Origin of the sequence: Gordonia tangerina (assembly GCF_021556435.1) — a bacterium.
Taxonomy (GTDB): domain Bacteria; phylum Actinomycetota; class Actinomycetes; order Mycobacteriales; family Mycobacteriaceae; genus Gordonia; species Gordonia tangerina.
In genome coordinates this window covers 590,324-606,258 of the sequence record NZ_JAKGCU010000001.1, presented here as the reverse complement: position 1 = coordinate 606,258, position 15,935 = coordinate 590,324, and the positions used below count along the sequence as shown (strand labels likewise).

The following is a 15,935-nucleotide window of genomic DNA, read 5'->3' as shown; positions in this document are numbered from 1 at the left end:
TAGTAGGGTTGTCAACATGTCGCCGACCAAGAATCCGCGCACCCGCGCGACGGAGGTTCGCGCCAACCTGCTGTCCGCGGCGCGCACATTGCTCGAGCGGGAGGGTCCGTCGGCCTTGACCGTGCGGGCGGTGGCGACCGAAGCCGGCGTGGCGCCGATGGGCGTCTACAACCATTTCGACGGCAAGGACGGCCTCCTCGACGCGGTCGTCACCGACGGTTTCCGGGACTTCAGCACGCATATCGCGGCGGTCGACGCCGATGCTTCGGCGCGACTTCTGGCCAGCGGGCACAGGTATCGGGAGTTCGCGGTGGCCCACCCCCGTCTCTACGAGCTGATGTTCTCCACCGAGTGCCACGCCGACGACGAGGTGGCGGCGGCCGCCTTCGGGGTCCTCGTCGACATCGTGCGATACGGCCAGGCAGCAGGCGTCATCCGCGACGGCGACCCCGTGGCGCTGGCCGCGCAGACATGGGCCTGCGTTCACGGGGCGGTGAGCCTGGAACTGACGTCGGCGCATCCGCCGTTCGTCGACGCCGCCGCAAACTACGAGGACGTCCTGCTGTTGATCGCCCGGGGTCTCGCACCCTGACCCGAGATCGGCACCCGATCTGGGAGAATGTCGCGGTGACCGAATACCGGATCGACGATCTCGCACGCGCCGCCGGCACCACGACCCGCAACGTCCGCGGCTACCAGGACCGCGGTCTCCTGCCCCGGCCGTTGCGCCGCGGCCGGATCGCGATCTACACCGACGCACATCTGGCGCGCCTCAAAGTGATCAACGACCTTCTCAAACGAGGCTTCACGATCCGCCACATCGGCGAGTTCCTGTCGGGTTTGCAGCGTGGCGAGAATCTGGCCGAGGTACTCGGTGTCGAAGAGCTCGTCTCCGAGCCGTGGTCGACGGCGACCTCGACGACGATCTCCGCCGACGATCTGCGCGACCTGCTCAACTCGGGGAACCCCGCACACTACGAGCGGCTGGCCGCCTACGGGCTGATCGAGGCCGACGGACCCGGCGACCCACCGGAGCGGTACACGATCCTCGACCAGGAGACCGTGTCCGCCTACGGACGTCTGGTGAAGCTCGGTCTGCCGTTGAGCGGCATCCTTGATGTACACGGTCGGCTCGACCACGAGATGTCGGCCGTCGCGGAGATCGTCATCTCGGCTGGCCGACGCGCCGTGACCGAGGGTCACGAGGATGGGTGGATACCTCGCACCGCAGCCGAATCTGACTGGGCAGCACAACTTTTGGGGGAGCTGAGGCGAGCCGGTTCGGTGTCGGCGCACAACGCGCTCGACCGTGCTCTCGATCGCGACCTGGCTCGCCAGCTCAACGACTACCTCAACCGGGCGCGCGCGTCGGCCACGGGCCCCGCGGACATTCCGCCCGCACAATAGACCGGGGCCCGCGACCTCCGCCTCGTCAGAACGGCACGACGATCGGCGGAAGCCCAGGAATCGGATTGGGAATGGTCCGCTGCTGGGGTGGAGGCGGTGCCGGGATCGGCGCCGGAGCGGGGGCCGGCGGAGGCGGTGGCGCCGGTTCGCCCGGAGTACGCCGCTGCGGCGGACCACCCGGCGCCGGATCGGTGGCCGACCACGTGGGCTCTGGCGGTGGGGGTGGGACGTACTGCGCGGCCGGTCGCCGCGCCGCGTCGAGTTGCGTCGGCTCCACCTGACCGGGATTCACCGGATCGGGCTGCTTCGGCCCCGAATCGTCGTCGCCACCGCCGGCAGGGTCGGCCGGGGCCGACGTCTGTTCGTCGCCGACGAATGCGGACAATCCGTCGGGGTTGTCGACGTCGTCGCCGGCGAACACTGCGATCACCGCAGCGAAGACCAGTGCGGTGCCGACGCCGATGATGGCGCAGACCGCGACGATACCGAGGGCGACCCGAGGTTTGGCGAGCCACTGTCGCTTCTCGGCAGGCCGATCCGACGTCGGATCCGTGGCCGGATCGGGCGGCGTCTGCGCCGTGGGCGCCGGTGTCGGCATCGCGCCGCCACCGGCATGCGGCGAGCGCGGCTCCACTACCAGGACCGGTAGCTCGGTCTGCGCTTCGATCGTCGCGACGAGATCGGGAGATGAGTCGTGACCGGTCGAGAGCACTACCGAGCCGACGTGTCCCGGCGCGGTCAGTTCCGCCGTGTGACACATTGCGGCGACATCGCGTTGGGCAGGTCGGCGCATGCGGTCGCGGCGATCAGCGACCACCGCCGCGGTCTCCGGGTCGATCGTCGATACGTGCGCACCGTTCTCGGTGATGTTCACCAGCAGAAACAGCGGCGACGGGTCGATGTCCCGCGCCCGTTGACTCTCCGCGACCTCACGCAGAAAGCCGGCACTGAGTCGGCGCACCGGAGATCTGGTCGTGGCGGTGGCGCCGCGACCGACGGTTGTCACAGAATGAGTCATGGGACCTGATGCCCTGCGGTTTCGAGCAGTTCCGGACCGCACGCCGGCTGGTTGCCGGTTCTCCAAATGACATGGCGATCATCGATCAACCGACCTCGGCACGACGGATCGTCCCAGCGTGCCGCGTTCCCGACAGTAACACGCATCATCGCAGGACACAGTTACAGCCGCATCGCCGGCACAGCCTTGCCGGGACGGTGCCCGTCAGCCGGGCAAGATGATCGGCGGCAACCCGGGAATCGGGTTGGGGATCACGCGCTGACGCGGACGCGGGCGTGGACGCGGCTGATTCTGCTGCTGTTGGGTCGGCTCGCTGGTGGTGGTGGACGGCGGTGGTGGCGGGGGCGGCGTGTAACGTGCCGCCGCCACCCCCGCGTCCACCACATCGGCCGGGTCCGCATAGGTCGGCGTGGGGGCGTCAGTGGTGTGGCTGGCAGCCGACGATGCGGTCGGCCGCTCGGCCGGGTCGCCGTCACCGCTGGCCGCGAATGCGACAGTCACCGCGATCGCCGCTACCACTCCCGCAGCGCCGACGCCCACCAGCAGCCTTGTCGGCATGCGCGGCCGCGACTTTCCGGCGGGCACCGACGGCACCGCAGCGGCGGGTTCGAGAGACCAGTCGCGCGGGTCGTAACCACCCGGGGGCGGGGACGGAACGTCGGTGACCGTGCGCGGTGCCGGGTCGTCGAGCGTCGCGGGGGCATCGAGCAGATATGGGTCGCCGGCTGTGCTCCGCTCGGGTTCGCCGTGGGGCGAAGGTGGCTGACCGGCACGCGCCGCGACATCGTCCGGCCGATGACCGTGGCGATCGTGAGTGGCGGTCACCACTGCAATCGGCTCGGTGATCGGTGTCAGCACATCGTCGATCCACGCGACGGGGAAGTCCCCCGATTGAGTGGGTTGCGCGACCGGCTCGGCGTCAGCAGGTTCTGCGGCAACGGATTCCGCGGCAACGGATTCTGCGGGAATCGTTTCGGGGGCAACGGATTCTGCGGGAATCGTTTCGGGGGCAACGGATTCTGCGGGAATCGGTTCGGGGGTAACGGATTCGGGGGAAACGGTGTCGGCGCCGAGGAGTTCCGCGTCGACGGCCTCCGAACCACCGTCACTGTGCGGGAATTCGGTTGCCACCGAGTCGATGAGCTGCGCCCTGATCGCCTCGCTCGGCATCGGACCGGCCGGCCGCTCGACGACCGATTCACCGACCTCATCGTGCGCGTCATGGCGGCTACGCGGGCCCGCGTCGACCGCCGTCCCGATCGCCAGGACGGGCCACGGTGTGCGAGCGGCGAGCGCCGTGAGCAGACCCGGCCATGTCTGATGTCCTGGCGCGAGCACCACCGACCGCACAGATTCGGTGGTGGTCGTGGCCACCTCGTCGCAGAGTCGGACGACCTCGTCGGCCAGGGATGCCGTCGCCTCGTCCAGGTCACGTTGGGCGACACGAAAGAACCGCACGTGCTCACGGCCCATGATGAAGGTCGCATCCGCGGTGGCCAGCCGAGCGCGGGCTCGTGCGGCAAGCGTGAGTAACTCCGCGGTCCACTCGTCACCGGTCGGCTCGGCAACACGACCGGTGCTCACGAGATGATCGGCGAGGAGCTGATCGAGCACGTCTGGACGGATACCGGCGGCGGTGCGCTCCCCGATCACCGCTTCCAGTCGCGGGTCGGCCAGCCCCACTCGTAGACCGCCGGGCCGCACGTCGATCACGACGAACGGCAGCTCTGGCGGGATGGCGAGCGCGTTCTGCTGGGCCGAGACGTCAGCGAGAACCGACCGGTCGATCGGACGTGCGTCGAAGTCGGTGGTCGCGTCGACCGACCGATCGTCATCCGTCGAGTCGTCTGTCATCCGATCCGATGCCCTGCGTCCGTGAACACTTCCCCCGGGTGCGCGCCTCGGCGACAACGTCGCTCCATGGCACGCGGTCACGACACTAACATGACCGCCTCACACGTGCGGTCGGGCGATCTCCGGAGCCATCGGATCGCCGCCGGATGCCAGGTCTGCGGGAAAGTAAGAGACCGCAGGCCGCATGGGGCCGCCGAGCGCATGCAACCGCCACCCCGCCGACCGCCAGGCGCCGGCGTCCAGGCAACGCCGACCGTCGACGATGACCCGAGCGCGCACGACGTCGGACAGTTCCTCGGGCACCATGTGCACGAACTCCGCCCACTCGGTCGCCACGACGACGGCGTCGGCGGCCTCACAGGCTTCCACCGCGCTGTCGGCATAGCCCAGCGTCGGATACAGACGACGCGAGTTTCCCGTCGCCTTGGGGTCGAAAACCGTCACGGTGGCGCCGCGCAGCGCCAACTGACCGGCGACGTTGAGTGCGGGCGAGTCCCGCACGTCGTCGCTCTCCGGTTTGAACGCGGCCCCCAGGATCGCGATGTTGGTGCCCAACACGTCGCCGCCGACCGCGTCGGCGACCAGGTCGACCAGCGCGCCGCGGCGACGGGTGTTGATGGCGTCGACCTCCCGCAGGAACCGCAGCGCGCGCCCGGCGCCCACTTCATCGGCGCGGGCCAGGAACCCGCGGATGTCCTTGGGCAGGCAACCGCCGCCGAATCCCAGTCCGGCATTGAGGAATCGACGACCGATGCGGTTGTCGTAGCCGATCGCATCGGCCAGGGTGGAGACATCGGCGCCCACGTTCTCGCAGATCTCGCTGACCGCGTTGATGAACGAGATCTTGGTGGCCAGGAAGGCATTCGCCGATACCTTGACCAACTCTGCGGTGGCCCAGTCGGTTCGAACGAACGGTACGCCGGATTGCAGCATGTCTCGGTAGATCTCAGCGAGCACTCGCGCCGCGCGGGTGTCGTCGCGGTCGGGATCGGCGCCCAGCACCAGTCGGTCGGGTTCAAGGGTGTCCTCGACGGCGAAACCCTCCCGGAGGAACTCCGGGCTCCACACGAGTTCGACGTGTGTGTCAGGTGCGGCGAGCACCGCGATCCGCTGTGCGAGTGCTGCCGCGGTCCCCACCGGCACCGTCGACTTGCCGATGATGAGGTGGTCGCCGCGGACCAGCGGCGTCAGGGCGTCGACCGCCGCCTCGACGTGCGACAGGTCGACCCCGTACCCGCGACGCTGCTGCGGGGTGCCGACGCCGAGGAAATGCACCGAGGCGAAGTCGGCTGCCTCGCGGTGATCGGTGGTGAAGCGCAGCCGTCCGGCGGCCAGATTGCGACGCAACACATCGGACAGTCCGGGCTCGAAGAACGGGACCTCGCCGTTCTGGAGCCGCGCCACCTTGTCGGCGTCGACATCCACACCCAGTACGTCATGTCCCAGCTCGGCCATGCAGGCCGCGTGGGTGGCCCCGAGGTAGCCACACCCGATCACCGTCAACTTCATGGTTCTGTGGGTACGCGGGGTATCCGTCGTCGACGCTACGGTGACGTGACCCGCCCCGATCGATCAGGTGAACACCAGGTCGTCGACGGTGAACGCGGCCCGAATCGGGCGCGGTGTCCTCAGTCGGCGGGCTGGGTGAAGTTCAGATATGCACGCGACGGCGTCGGGCCGCGTTGGCCCTGATACTTCGAACCGACCGACGAGCTGCCGTAGGGATGTTCGGCCGGGCTCGACAGCCGGATCAGGCAGAGCTGGCCGATCTTCATTCCCGGCCACAAGGTGATCGGGAGGTTGGCGACGTTCGACAACTCCAGGGTGATGTGGCCGGAGAACCCAGGGTCGATGAAACCGGCCGTCGAATGCGTCAGTAATCCGAGGCGCCCCAGTGAGGACTTACCTTCCAGACGTCCGGCGAGGTCGTCGGGCAAGGTGCAGACCTCGAGGGTTGAACCGAGCACGAACTCGCCCGGGTGCAGGACGAACGGTTCGCCCTCCGCGGGTTCGACGAGAGACGTCAGTTCATCCTGCCGCTGCGCCGGGTCGATGTGGGTGTACTTCGTGTTGTTGAAGACACGGAAGAGCCGATCGAGTCGCACATCCACGCTGGACGGTTGGACCAGCGCGGGATCGAACGGCTCGAGCGCCAACCGTCCGTCGGCGATCTCGGCACGGATGTCGCGGTCGGAGAGGAGCACGTTGTGAGGTTATCCGACGCGGGCCGGTGAACGACGGATGGCCGCCGGCTGTCGAACCGAATGCGAATCGTTCCGAAGCATGGTCAACGGGTCGAATCGTCTTCTACAGTGAGCCGCGTGATGCTCGCGTGATCGCTGCGTGACATGCGCGAGACAACGACCGTAGGTGGGTCCGGGGCGAACCCGGCGTCGCGTGTGGGAAAAAGGGGCACATGCGCAAGCGTGGGGGGTCGGCTTTGTCGGATGTGAGTGGTCACGCCGGACGGCGGGCGCTGGTGGTGGGGATCGCCGTAGTAGTGGTGACCGCGGTGGCGATGTCGTTCGGCACCGAGCGGGGCGTCGGCGCACTGGCCTCGGCGGCGCCGACCGTACCGTCGGCTGCAGTCCCATCGAGGACGACGGCCGAGCCAGAGGAATGCGTCGGGTCACGGTTCGCGACCTTCGGCGCCGTCTACGACGCGATCTTCGATTCGTTGCTACCGACGATGCCTGCCGATATCCAGCAGCGTGCACCGTCGATCAAGGCGCGCGCCCATCGCGATATGCAGGGGCTGCGAATCTCGAAACTCGCGGTCTCCAATCACCCCTACGACCTCGGCGCCGACGACGAGGACCCGATCATGACCTACCGGGACCCGATCTCGCAGTGGATCGTCACGCAGTTGCTCAACGTGCGCAACGGCGAGGCCACCGAGGCGATTCCGGCGGAGAACCTGACCGTCGCGCAGGCGGTCGAGACGGTGTGGCTGTACCTGTACGTCACGGTGATGGTTCCGCTCACCATTGCACGCCGGACCATACCGTCGATCGCGACGATCGCCGGGCCGATCTCGGTCGGCACGTTGATCACGTTGCCGATCCTGCTGGGGGTGTTTGCCGCGACACAGGTGTACCAGGCCGTGAGTGCACGTCTGGTCGAGGCGTGCATCGTGTCGGTGACGCATTCGGAGAAGGAGAATGCCGGCAAGTCGGTGAAGGATCTACGCTTCACCCGGGCCGTGCCCGGCCTGCTGCGCGACATCGCCGGTCAGGTGGACCTCGCCGACCCGGAGAACTGCCCGTCGATCGGCACGCTGCCGCTGTCGCGGATCGTCGAGCGTACCTCGAATTATCTCCAGTCGATCACCACTGATTCGGCAACCGATCGCCGGATCGCTGCGATGGGTGACGGTGTGGCGCAGTGGATGCGGAACACCCGGGTCCATCAGAATCTCATCCCGGCCGATCCCGCCGACTACAACACCGCCGAGTACGCGATCTCACAGATCGGCGTGTTGATCCCGTACGTCGGTGGCGCACCACTCGACGTGGTGATCGGGTTGAGCCACAACCGCAATCAGGGTGCCGACTTCGCGGCGACGGCCCCGATCGCCGATCTTTCGGTGACGAAGACGTTGACCGCGGCTTACTACGCGTACGCATTGACCGCACACATGGTCGAGTTGGCCTGGTCGGAAGCCGGGGTCGATCCGGCCGCCGCCCTGCTCAACGACCTGCTTCCCGACGCCGGCATCACTGCGGACATGATCCCGAAGTCCACCGGCCTCGTCGGCGCACCCAACCTGTATGGACTTGTGGTGTACCACAACGTATTGCGGTCGATGTGCCTGGCCGAGGACAAGCGTCCGGCTGGAGCGGGAGCGACAACGAAGCGAGGGTCGGTGTCGGCTGCGCGGTGGTAATGGACGCCGTCAGGCCCGGCGGCGAGGCCGCACGGCCCGCTCGGTGATCGCCAGCACCACGCGCCGAGGCGCAAACCGGTTCGAGACGGCCATGATTCGGTTCTGCATGCCATCGACCACGCTCGGTTTACCGGCGTCCAAAGCACGCAAGGCGGTGTCGACGACCTGGCGTGTCGAGCGCCGCGCACCGACAGCCGCGTCGTCGGAACCAGCCACGTCGAAGAACTCGGTATCGGTGGCGCCCGGACACAGAGCGAGAACCTTCACACCGTGCTGCCGACCCTCCCACCAGAGAGCCTCGCTCAGCGACAACACATACGCTTTCGTGGCGCCGTAGACCGCCATGTGTGGGATCGGTTGAAACCCTGCGGTACTGGCCACATTGACGATGGTTCCGGCGCCACGCTGCGCCATCCGCTGAAAGAAGACCGTGGTGAGATCGGTCAGGGTAGCGACGTTGAGGGACACCTCGCCACTGATCCGCCCTGGGTCGGCGTCGACGAGATCACCGTGGGTGCCGAAACCCGCGTTGTTGATCACCATGTCGACGGTCAGTTCTCGCTTGTCGATCTCGGTGATCAGGGTGTGCGCAGCCCCCGGTACCGACAGGTCGCAGGCGATGACCTCGGCGCGAATGCCGTGCCGGCCGGCCAGTTCATCGGCCAGTGCGGCGAGCTTGGCCTCTGTGCGGGCAACGAGGATCAGATGAGAACCCCTGGCCGCCAGCGTGCGGGCGAACTCGGCGCCAATGCCGCCGCTGGCGCCGGTGATGAGTGCGGTTGTGTCGCGGTGGTCCACGGTTCGCTCCTGTCGGTCAGGCTGCCGGAAGGTTGAGGATGCCGAGCCCGGCGAACGCGAGGTCGGCGAGAATCTCGGCGTGACGCTCCAATTGGGGGCCGCGGTCCGCGGGTGTGCCGGCGTCGGCGAGACTCTTGATGCCGTGGAAGGCACCCACGAGGACAGTCGCCACCCCGCCCGCGTCGAGTTCGGCACGGAATTCTCGCGTCTTCTGGCCGGCTCGGATGATGCCGGCGAGCAACTCCACCCACGCATCGGTCGGCTGGGCCACGTTCCCGTCGAGCGCGCCGTCGGCACCGAGTTCGCCGGCCAGCCGGACGACGCTCCAGGCACCGGGTTCGTGCTTGAGCAGGTCGAGCATCGCCGGGAGCAGGTCGGCCAGCTGCTCGGTCGGTGTCTGGTGGGCCAGGACCCGCTTCTCCACCTGGTCGACCCATCGTTGCTCTTGGTCGGCGATGACAGCCGAGGCCAACGCCGCCTTGGACGGGAAGTAGAAGTAGAACGCACCTTTGGTGAGTCCCGATGTTTTGATGAGCTCACTGAATTTAGTTGCCGAATAGCCCTTTTCAGCGAATCCGATGGCCGCGACCTCGAGCAGGCGGGCTCGCGTTGCGGCGCCTTTGGCCGTGGAAGGTTGTGGAGAGCTCACACCTGCCAAGAGTAAACCTGTCGGTTGGTTTTTACAAACCTCCCGGTAGGTTCTTTGCCCGTGCTGGAGTGACGGACGCCTGCTCAGCCCTGTGCGCTGGGCCGGACGGCCAGTTCGGCGACGGCCAGTGCAAGCCGCCGCGGGACGAGTTGGCTGACTGCAACGACGACCAGGTTGTACAGCCCGTCCACGAGGCTGGGCTTGCCCGCATCGAGAGCCCGAAGCGCCGTGTTGACGACCTGGCTCGTCGACCGTCGCGGTCCGACGGAATCGGCGTTGGCGCCGGCAGCTTCGAAGAACCCGGTGTCGGTGGCCCCCGGACACACGGCGAGCACCTTGACCCCGTTCTGCTTCCCCTCCCACCACAGCGCCTCACTGAGAGACAGCACGTAGGCCTTGGTGGCCGCGTATACGGCCAAGTGCGGAACCGGTTGGAAAGCAGCGACACTCGCCACGTTGATGATCGCTCCTGCGCCCAGTTGTGTCATCCGCGACATGTAGACGGCGCAGAGGTCGGTCAACACCCCGACATTGAGTGCGACCGCGTCACGAATCCGCGCCGGATCGGAGTCCGCGAAATCGGCGTGCATCCCGAACCCAGCGTTGTTGACCAGGATGTCGACGGCGAGTCCCCTACGATCGAGTTCCTCGACGACGTCATCGGACGCGCACGGCTCCGACAGATCCGCCGCCAGGTACTCGGCACGTATGCCATGACTGTCGTGCAGGTCGGTGGCGAGTTCCTTGAGCTTGGCCTCATTGCGCGCGACCAAGATGACATTGGCTCCGCGGGCAGCGAGACCCGTCGCGAAAGCGGCGCCGATACCTCCACTGGCGCCGGCGATCAGGACGGTCTTGTCGCGGTAGTCCACGCGTGACTCCTTCGTCGGGCATGTGCGGTCCGTCGAGTATGGAACCCACCTGCACCCCACGTCTGCCGAACGGCAGTCACCGCCACCGAACGACCCGTCACACCATCCACCGGGGCGTCGGCATCACCGCATGTCCGACCGTTTGCTAGGCTGTCGTTCGCGAGTCTCGGCTCGCACGCCGATGTAGTTCAATGGCAGAACATCAGCTTCCCAAGCTGAATACGCGGGTTCGATTCCCGTCATCGGCTCCACGTTTGAGTCAGATCGTGCTCAATACTCACTGTGAGCGCAGATGCCAACCACAGACGCTGTCCGCGGCAAGAGGCGGGAAAAGCGGCGCGTTCGGGCTTGGACACGTCGCGAAGGGCCTGGCGTGATTCGTGAACCTGACGGCGTCGGCGTTCTGGTGAGCGGAAGTTTTGGCTATGACTTCGACCATGGCCAAGCAACGTCGGGTTCCCGTACGGCAGCGCCGGCAACGGACCAAAATGGCGGTCCGGTCTCGAAGGTGCCGCCGTCTCCCCCACGCCGACTCCGGCGTGCGGGGGATCGGAGGTTCGTTCGTTCACGCGAATGAACTTCCGACCTTTCGTGATCGGCTGCGCGGGGCCGCACCACGGACGGTACATCGGCACAATTCGGCTGCACCCACCAAAAGCCACCTCGAAACCATCTGTCCCCCAATAGATTATGCGCCGCAATGTCGTTGCTTCCGGTCCGACCCGGATGGCCGCTGACACTCCTGATCGAGACAACTCCCGACCACCCCCTTGGCAGAGTCCGACCTCCACATCCGCTACGGTCGGCCCGTCCGGCTGATCGTGCCGATCATGCCGTCGGGGAATCAAAGGGGAACTCTCATGCAATTGTCGCGTGTGCGCACGACGTCGCTCAAGATGATCACCGGTGCGGTCACCGTGTCCGCAGCAGTCCAGTTCGGCCAGCTCGCCGGGCCTGCCGCCGCAGCTGCGCCGGCGGTGCAGCCGGTGACCACTGCGCCGGCGCAGCTGACGACTGGTGCGGCCGAACAGGTGATGAAGGTGATCCCGTCGACGCAGTCGGATCGGCTCACCGGGAAGCCGGCGGCAACCACTCCGACCGATGTCGCCGATGAGGTGATCGTGCTGCCGGCATCCGCGATTCCGACCAGGGCACCCAACGTCAACCCGTGGGCCTTCACCCCCGCCGACTGGCAGCGAATCGGCAGCGATGCGCAGACCGGCGCGCAGGTCGCGGGCTATGTCATCTTGGTGCCCCTGTTGGCCTTCGAGACCGTGGCGCTCATCGGCGGCGCGGCAGCGGGAGGCGTGATCGGCGCCGCGATCGGTGCCGGCATAGGCGGCCTGGCCGGCGGGATCGGCGCGATTCCCGGCGGTGTCATCGGCGGAGTGATCGGAGTTCCGGTCGGATTCGTGGCCGGAGCGGCGGCGACCCTCGCGGTCAGTTGGACGGCTGCGGGTGTCGGTGCGGCACTGGGCGGCGTCGGTACTGCGATGATGATTCACGACGAAAAACTCGGCCTGCGCAAGGGCGACGGAGCAAAAACCCTCGGGAACAACAACCTCGGCATGCCGACGACAGCACAGTGGCACAGGACCCAGCGGGACGTCGAGCAGACGGTACGCACGACGATTGACAAGACGCTCGACGACGCCAACAAGCAGTTCAACGGAGCCATCAAGGGCATCACAGACGCGCTACCCAAGCTTCCGTGACCCCGATCGCCGAAAGCTGACATTCTTCCCCGGGCATCGTTTCCTTCCCGCCTGTTACTCGGCGGCGAGCGAAACGAAACCCGGGGAAGAACACGTGTGGCAGTCGGCCTGTCCGGGCGGGGCGTGCGTGCTACAACCGTCCGGGGGGACTCGGGCAAGGAGGCCGTCATGTCACACGGAATCGACATCACCCGCGACGACAGCATCGGGGTGATCACCCTCACCGATGCACGTCGCCGCAATCCGTTGTCGACCGAGACGATGACGGCGATTACGGCCGCGCTGCACGAGTTCGGCCTCACGTCCGAGGTCCGGGTGATCGTGATCCGGGCACTCGGTCCGGCCTTCTCCGCCGGCCACGACCTGTCCGAACTGGTCGACCGGACTCTCGACGACGAACGCGCGGTGTTCTCCGCGTGCACCGAGATGATCTCGGCGGTGCACGCCGTTCGGCAACCAGTCATCGCCGAGGTCGCCGGCTTTGCCTTCGCCGCCGGTTGTCAGTTGGTCGCGACGTGTGATCTCGCCGTCGCCGCACGCTCGGCCATGTTCAGCACGCCGGGCGTCAAGATCGGCCTGTTCTGCTCCACCCCGATGGTCGCCCTCAGCCGGGCCGTCGGGCGCAAACGCGCCATGAAGATGCTGCTCACCGGCGACGCAATCGACGCGACCACGGCCGCCGACTGGGGCCTGGTCAACGACGTCGTCGACGACGACGCGCTGGGCTCGACAGTCATGGACCTGGCGCAGAAGGTGGCGGCGTCGAGCGCGATGACGGTTGCTATCGGCAAGAAGGCCTTCTACCAGCAGATCGATGAGAGCGAAGCAGACGCGTATGCGCTCATGCAGGAGACGATGGCGACGAACGCACTGACCTGCGACGCCCAGGAAGGGATGTCTGCGTTCCTCGGCAAGCGTGATCCGGTGTGGACGGACTCATGATCGGCCGAGACACCGTGACCCGCTTCTGAGCATCACTGTTTCTTCGTCAAGGACGATTCCTTGTGTGCAGCCTTGGCGCCGGTCTTCGACGACTCCACGATCCAGTACGGCTCCTCCTTGCTGGCATTGAACTTTTGCCCCTCGAAAGTGAACTCCGAGACCCGCTTCTCGCGGGCGTGTCCTTCCGTCGTGCCCTGCGACGTGTTCCATTCGACCTTGTCGTCTTTGCTGATCGCCATGTCACGAGCATGCCCCGCCGCAGCCTCGAGGAAACGGCCTACGACGCCGATGGTGTGAAGTCGAGACACAACGCCGGACAGATCACGGGATGGCCACAGCACCCGCCAGGATCCAGCTGACCGAGACCACTGCGGCGGCTCAGCGCCTTGCGGGAACAGGCGGCGTCCGCGTCCCTGCACCGTGAGATAAACGAAGAGCCGGAACTCGTCGACGAGCCGCGCCGAGATCAGCTCGTGTGTCAGTGAGATGCTGCCGGTGACCACAATGTCCTTGCCGTCCCGGTGCTTGAGGTCGTTCACCTGCCGCGCCACGTCTTCGGCCGCCAGCACAGTCGAGTTCTGCCAGGCGGGGTCGGCCATCGTCGACGAGACGACGTACTTGTGCACCGCATTCAGATAGTCGGAGATGCCAGTCGGATCGTCGTGTTGGTGTGGCCAGTATCCACGGAAATCTTCGAAGGTTTGTCGTCCCACCAGAAGGGCCTCCGCCGCGGCGTCTTGTCGGTGCGATTCCTCGATGAGGTCAGGGGCGTCCTCGGTCGGGTCGAACCAGGTGGTCAGCATCTCGATGGAACCGTCGAGGGTGATGTTCTGAGTCACGACGAGCTTGCGCATGTGTTCTCCTCTCTTCGATCTCGATCGCGTGCCACAAGAACAGACAAAACCCGCGGCCGTGATTCATCGGCCGACTACTCGCCCGGGGGATCGGCGCAGATCGCTAGCGGCGAACCCAGGAGCGGGTGAGAAACCCGGTGACCGTGGTGATCTCGACAGCGGGCAAGGTGCCGCCGTCGGCAACGCCGAGTTCCCGGATGAAGTAGCACGGAGTGGTCAGCCGGATGTGCAGCCGCGTGGTGTCGACAGCGACCCGGAAGATCCCCACCGCGCCGATGCCGGGGTCATCGTCATGCCACCCGATACCCACCGGAGCGAGAACCTCGTGCAGGCGCCCGACGTCGATGCCGACGTCCGATGCAAAGACGATGTGTGCGGAGTACAGCACACCGTTGTAATGCGTGCCGTAGGTGAGCGAATCGGCGACTGCGCAGCAGCCGGCCCACTCCTCGGTGGATGCCCGATCGTCGAGGATGACGTGTTCGGCGTCGACCAGCAGGTCGATGATTGCCTGCGTGACCTCCCTGGCACGTCGGCGCACCACCGCGCTCTGCGCAGCGGTCAGTGGCCGTTCATCGTCGACGGCTGATGTCCGATCTGGTAATGGTGCTGAGGAACTCGCTCTCACCGTCCTGCCTTTCGGGAGTCGACGGCCGGATCGCGACGCCCGCCGGACAGCTGACCGGCCACGACATCTGCCACGCTGCGTCGGTTCTCGCGCGTGATGTCACCACCTCGGCCCGACACGATCCGTCCCAGGTTCTCCAACGATTCCGAACCGATCTGGAAGTAGCTGCTGTGGTTGCCGACAACCGGCGCGAGGTCGCCGCCCTCGGCACGGAAACGTTGCGCCCCGAAAGCGGTTGTGGCGGGATCGATACCCAATCCGCCGATGCCGGTGGTCGACGTGGCCCCGCCCAGGTGTCCGATGGCGTCGTCGGATGCCGCACCCACGAAGACGTTGCGCGCCCCGATCCCGAACTCATCGGCCGTCGCGACGCCACCGGCACCCGGCGACCCCAGCATCGTGACCGTGTCGAGGGCACCTGACAGGCGCCCGTTGTCGCCGGCCCAGCCGACCGTCGTCGATCCATAGCTGTGGCCGATGAGTCCGAGGTTGAGGTGGTCGTCATCTCCGACCCCCAATTGTTCTCGAGCGGCGATGAACCCGCCGATGTCATCGGCGAGCATCCGACCGCCATCGCGGGCCGAACCGGTCCCCACGATCGCACCGAGATCGGCACCGCTGGGTGCGTCGTAGCCGATCCAGGTCACCACGGCGACATCACCGAGCTCCCCGCCGGCCTGCTTGTACAGGTCGGCCGCGTTCTGCACGTTGCCCGGGGTCGTGGAGATCTCGGTGCCGGCGCCCGGGACCAACCATGCGACGTTGCGTGCGGAGTCCAGATCACCGACGGCGACGACGGCCTTGCCGTCCTCGCCGAAAGCGTGCGGGTCATAGGCATAGAGCGTGACCGCGGCGCCAGGTGCCGTCTGTTGCGCCTTCACGAGGCCTGCGCGCACCGATTGTGCGTTGCGCAGTGTTCTCCGGGCATCGTCGCTGCGATCCTCGAGCGTGACCACAGCCTGCGCCTGGGCGAGGTCGCGGTCGAGCAGCAGGCGGTTGGCCCTGTCGCGCACCGATGCGGGCAAACCCTGTCCGACACCGATGATCTCGGGAAAAGCGAGCCCGACTGAGACCTGCTCGGTGGGTGTGAGCCCAGCCCACCAGCGGGCGCGTTCGGTTGCCGTCATCCCGAGTAGGTCCGGAGGCGACGCGCCGGGACGCACCTTGTCCAGCGCGGACCGGACACTCCCGGCCCGTTCCTGGTTCGTCGCCGTCGTCATCGATGGACCCCTCACGTCCTGCGACCAGTGTGTCACGGTGGCCGGCGACGGTTGGAGTTGTTCGTGCCCTTCGTGAAGCTCGCTCCTCAGGG

Annotated in this window: 15 protein-coding genes, 1 tRNA gene and 1 pseudogene; 6 read left to right on the top strand and 11 right to left on the bottom strand. The window is 66.8% G+C overall.

Annotation, left to right across the window (positions count from 1 at the left end):
- The first annotated feature begins 16 nt into the window (after positions 1-16).
- Both L1892_RS02820 and L1892_RS02815 read left to right on the top strand, forming a co-directional pair.
- Positions 17-592, top strand: a complete 576-nt coding sequence (locus L1892_RS02820) for a TetR/AcrR family transcriptional regulator (protein ID WP_235721903.1) — start codon at positions 17-19, stop codon at positions 590-592.
- Positions 593-627: 35 nt separating this feature from the next.
- Entirely contained in the window at positions 628-1,407 is a 780-nt protein-coding gene (locus L1892_RS02815; protein ID WP_235721902.1) for a MerR family transcriptional regulator, read from the top strand.
- 25 nt (positions 1,408-1,432) lie between these two features.
- Here the strand turns inward: L1892_RS02815 and L1892_RS02810 are convergent, their stop codons facing one another.
- From L1892_RS02810 to dcd, 4 genes are all read right to left on the bottom strand, one after another.
- Positions 1,433-2,425 carry a hypothetical protein gene (locus tag L1892_RS02810; RefSeq protein ID WP_235721901.1) on the bottom strand — a complete coding sequence of 331 codons (993 nt, stop codon included), beginning with the start codon at positions 2,423-2,425 and terminating at the stop codon, positions 1,433-1,435.
- Positions 2,426-2,629: 204 nt separating this feature from the next.
- On the bottom strand, positions 2,630-4,279 hold the full coding sequence (locus tag L1892_RS02805) for a hypothetical protein (protein WP_235721900.1): 1,650 nt from the start codon (positions 4,277-4,279) through the stop codon (positions 2,630-2,632).
- Between the two features lie 99 nt (positions 4,280-4,378).
- Positions 4,379-5,788 (bottom strand): UDP-glucose dehydrogenase family protein, encoded by a 1,410-nt coding sequence (locus L1892_RS02800; protein WP_235721899.1) that lies wholly within the window; start codon positions 5,786-5,788, stop codon positions 4,379-4,381.
- 119 nt (positions 5,789-5,907) lie between these two features.
- A complete protein-coding gene (gene dcd / locus L1892_RS02795; protein WP_235721898.1) occupies positions 5,908-6,483 on the bottom strand; it encodes a dCTP deaminase in 576 nt (191 codons plus the stop codon).
- Between the two features lie 212 nt (positions 6,484-6,695).
- On the opposite strand from dcd, the gene L1892_RS02790 reads away from it, so the two are divergent.
- Positions 6,696-8,165, top strand: coding sequence for a hypothetical protein (locus L1892_RS02790; protein WP_235721897.1), 1,470 nt, complete (start codon positions 6,696-6,698; stop codon positions 8,163-8,165).
- 9 nt (positions 8,166-8,174) lie between these two features.
- On the opposite strand, the gene L1892_RS02785 is transcribed toward L1892_RS02790, so the two are convergent.
- From L1892_RS02785 to L1892_RS02775, 3 genes are all read right to left on the bottom strand, one after another.
- Entirely contained in the window at positions 8,175-8,963 is a 789-nt protein-coding gene (locus tag L1892_RS02785) for an SDR family NAD(P)-dependent oxidoreductase (protein WP_235721896.1), read from the bottom strand.
- 16 nt (positions 8,964-8,979) lie between these two features.
- Positions 8,980-9,612, bottom strand: coding sequence for a TetR family transcriptional regulator (locus tag L1892_RS02780; RefSeq protein WP_235721895.1), 633 nt, complete (start codon positions 9,610-9,612; stop codon positions 8,980-8,982).
- An 83-nt stretch (positions 9,613-9,695) separates the two neighbouring features.
- Positions 9,696-10,484, bottom strand: coding sequence for an SDR family NAD(P)-dependent oxidoreductase (locus L1892_RS02775; protein ID WP_235721894.1), 789 nt, complete (start codon positions 10,482-10,484; stop codon positions 9,696-9,698).
- A 177-nt stretch (positions 10,485-10,661) separates the two neighbouring features.
- Here L1892_RS02775 and L1892_RS02770 point away from each other — a divergent pair.
- From L1892_RS02770 to L1892_RS02760, 3 genes are all read left to right on the top strand, one after another.
- Positions 10,662-10,735, top strand: a tRNA-Gly gene (locus L1892_RS02770).
- Positions 10,736-11,344: 609 nt separating this feature from the next.
- A complete protein-coding gene (locus L1892_RS02765; protein WP_235721893.1) occupies positions 11,345-12,199 on the top strand; it encodes a hypothetical protein in 855 nt (284 codons plus the stop codon).
- A gap of 168 nt (positions 12,200-12,367) precedes the next feature.
- A complete protein-coding gene (locus L1892_RS02760; RefSeq protein ID WP_235721892.1) occupies positions 12,368-13,141 on the top strand; it encodes an enoyl-CoA hydratase in 774 nt (257 codons plus the stop codon).
- A 32-nt stretch (positions 13,142-13,173) separates the two neighbouring features.
- On the opposite strand, the gene L1892_RS02755 is transcribed toward L1892_RS02760, so the two are convergent.
- From L1892_RS02755 to L1892_RS02740, 4 genes and pseudogenes are all read right to left on the bottom strand, one after another.
- Entirely contained in the window at positions 13,174-13,380 is a 207-nt protein-coding gene (locus L1892_RS02755; protein ID WP_235722016.1) for a hypervirulence associated TUDOR domain-containing protein, read from the bottom strand.
- A gap of 129 nt (positions 13,381-13,509) precedes the next feature.
- Positions 13,510-13,995: pseudogene (locus L1892_RS02750) on the bottom strand (dihydrofolate reductase family protein); the annotation flags it as partial.
- A 103-nt stretch (positions 13,996-14,098) separates the two neighbouring features.
- Positions 14,099-14,536, bottom strand: a complete 438-nt coding sequence (locus L1892_RS02745) for a hypothetical protein (protein WP_235721891.1) — start codon at positions 14,534-14,536, stop codon at positions 14,099-14,101.
- Positions 14,537-14,619: 83 nt separating this feature from the next.
- Complete coding sequence (locus tag L1892_RS02740) at positions 14,620-15,843, bottom strand: alpha/beta hydrolase (RefSeq protein WP_235721890.1); 1,224 nt, start codon at positions 15,841-15,843, stop codon at positions 14,620-14,622.
- Between the last annotated feature and the right edge of the window lie 92 nt (positions 15,844-15,935).

Bases quoted from the DNA above. Each gene is read 5' to 3' on its own strand.
- L1892_RS02820 (WP_235721903.1), top strand. From the start codon at position 17: ATGTCGCCGACCAAGAATCCGCGCACCCGCGCGACGGAGGTTCGCGCC.
- L1892_RS02810 (WP_235721901.1), bottom strand. From the start codon at position 2,425: ATGACTCATTCTGTGACAACCGTCGGTCGCGGCGCCACCGCCACGACC.
- L1892_RS02740 (WP_235721890.1), bottom strand. From the start codon at position 15,843: ATGACGACGGCGACGAACCAGGAACGGGCCGGGAGTGTCCGGTCCGCG.
- L1892_RS02765 (WP_235721893.1), top strand. From the start codon at position 11,345: ATGCAATTGTCGCGTGTGCGCACGACGTCGCTCAAGATGATCACCGGT.
- L1892_RS02760 (WP_235721892.1), top strand. From the start codon at position 12,368: ATGTCACACGGAATCGACATCACCCGCGACGACAGCATCGGGGTGATC.
- L1892_RS02805 (WP_235721900.1), bottom strand. From the start codon at position 4,279: ATGACAGACGACTCGACGGATGACGATCGGTCGGTCGACGCGACCACC.
- L1892_RS02800 (WP_235721899.1), bottom strand. From the start codon at position 5,788: ATGAAGTTGACGGTGATCGGGTGTGGCTACCTCGGGGCCACCCACGCG.
- L1892_RS02755 (WP_235722016.1), bottom strand. From the start codon at position 13,380: ATGGCGATCAGCAAAGACGACAAGGTCGAATGGAACACGTCGCAGGGC.
- L1892_RS02790 (WP_235721897.1), top strand. From the start codon at position 6,696: ATGCGCAAGCGTGGGGGGTCGGCTTTGTCGGATGTGAGTGGTCACGCC.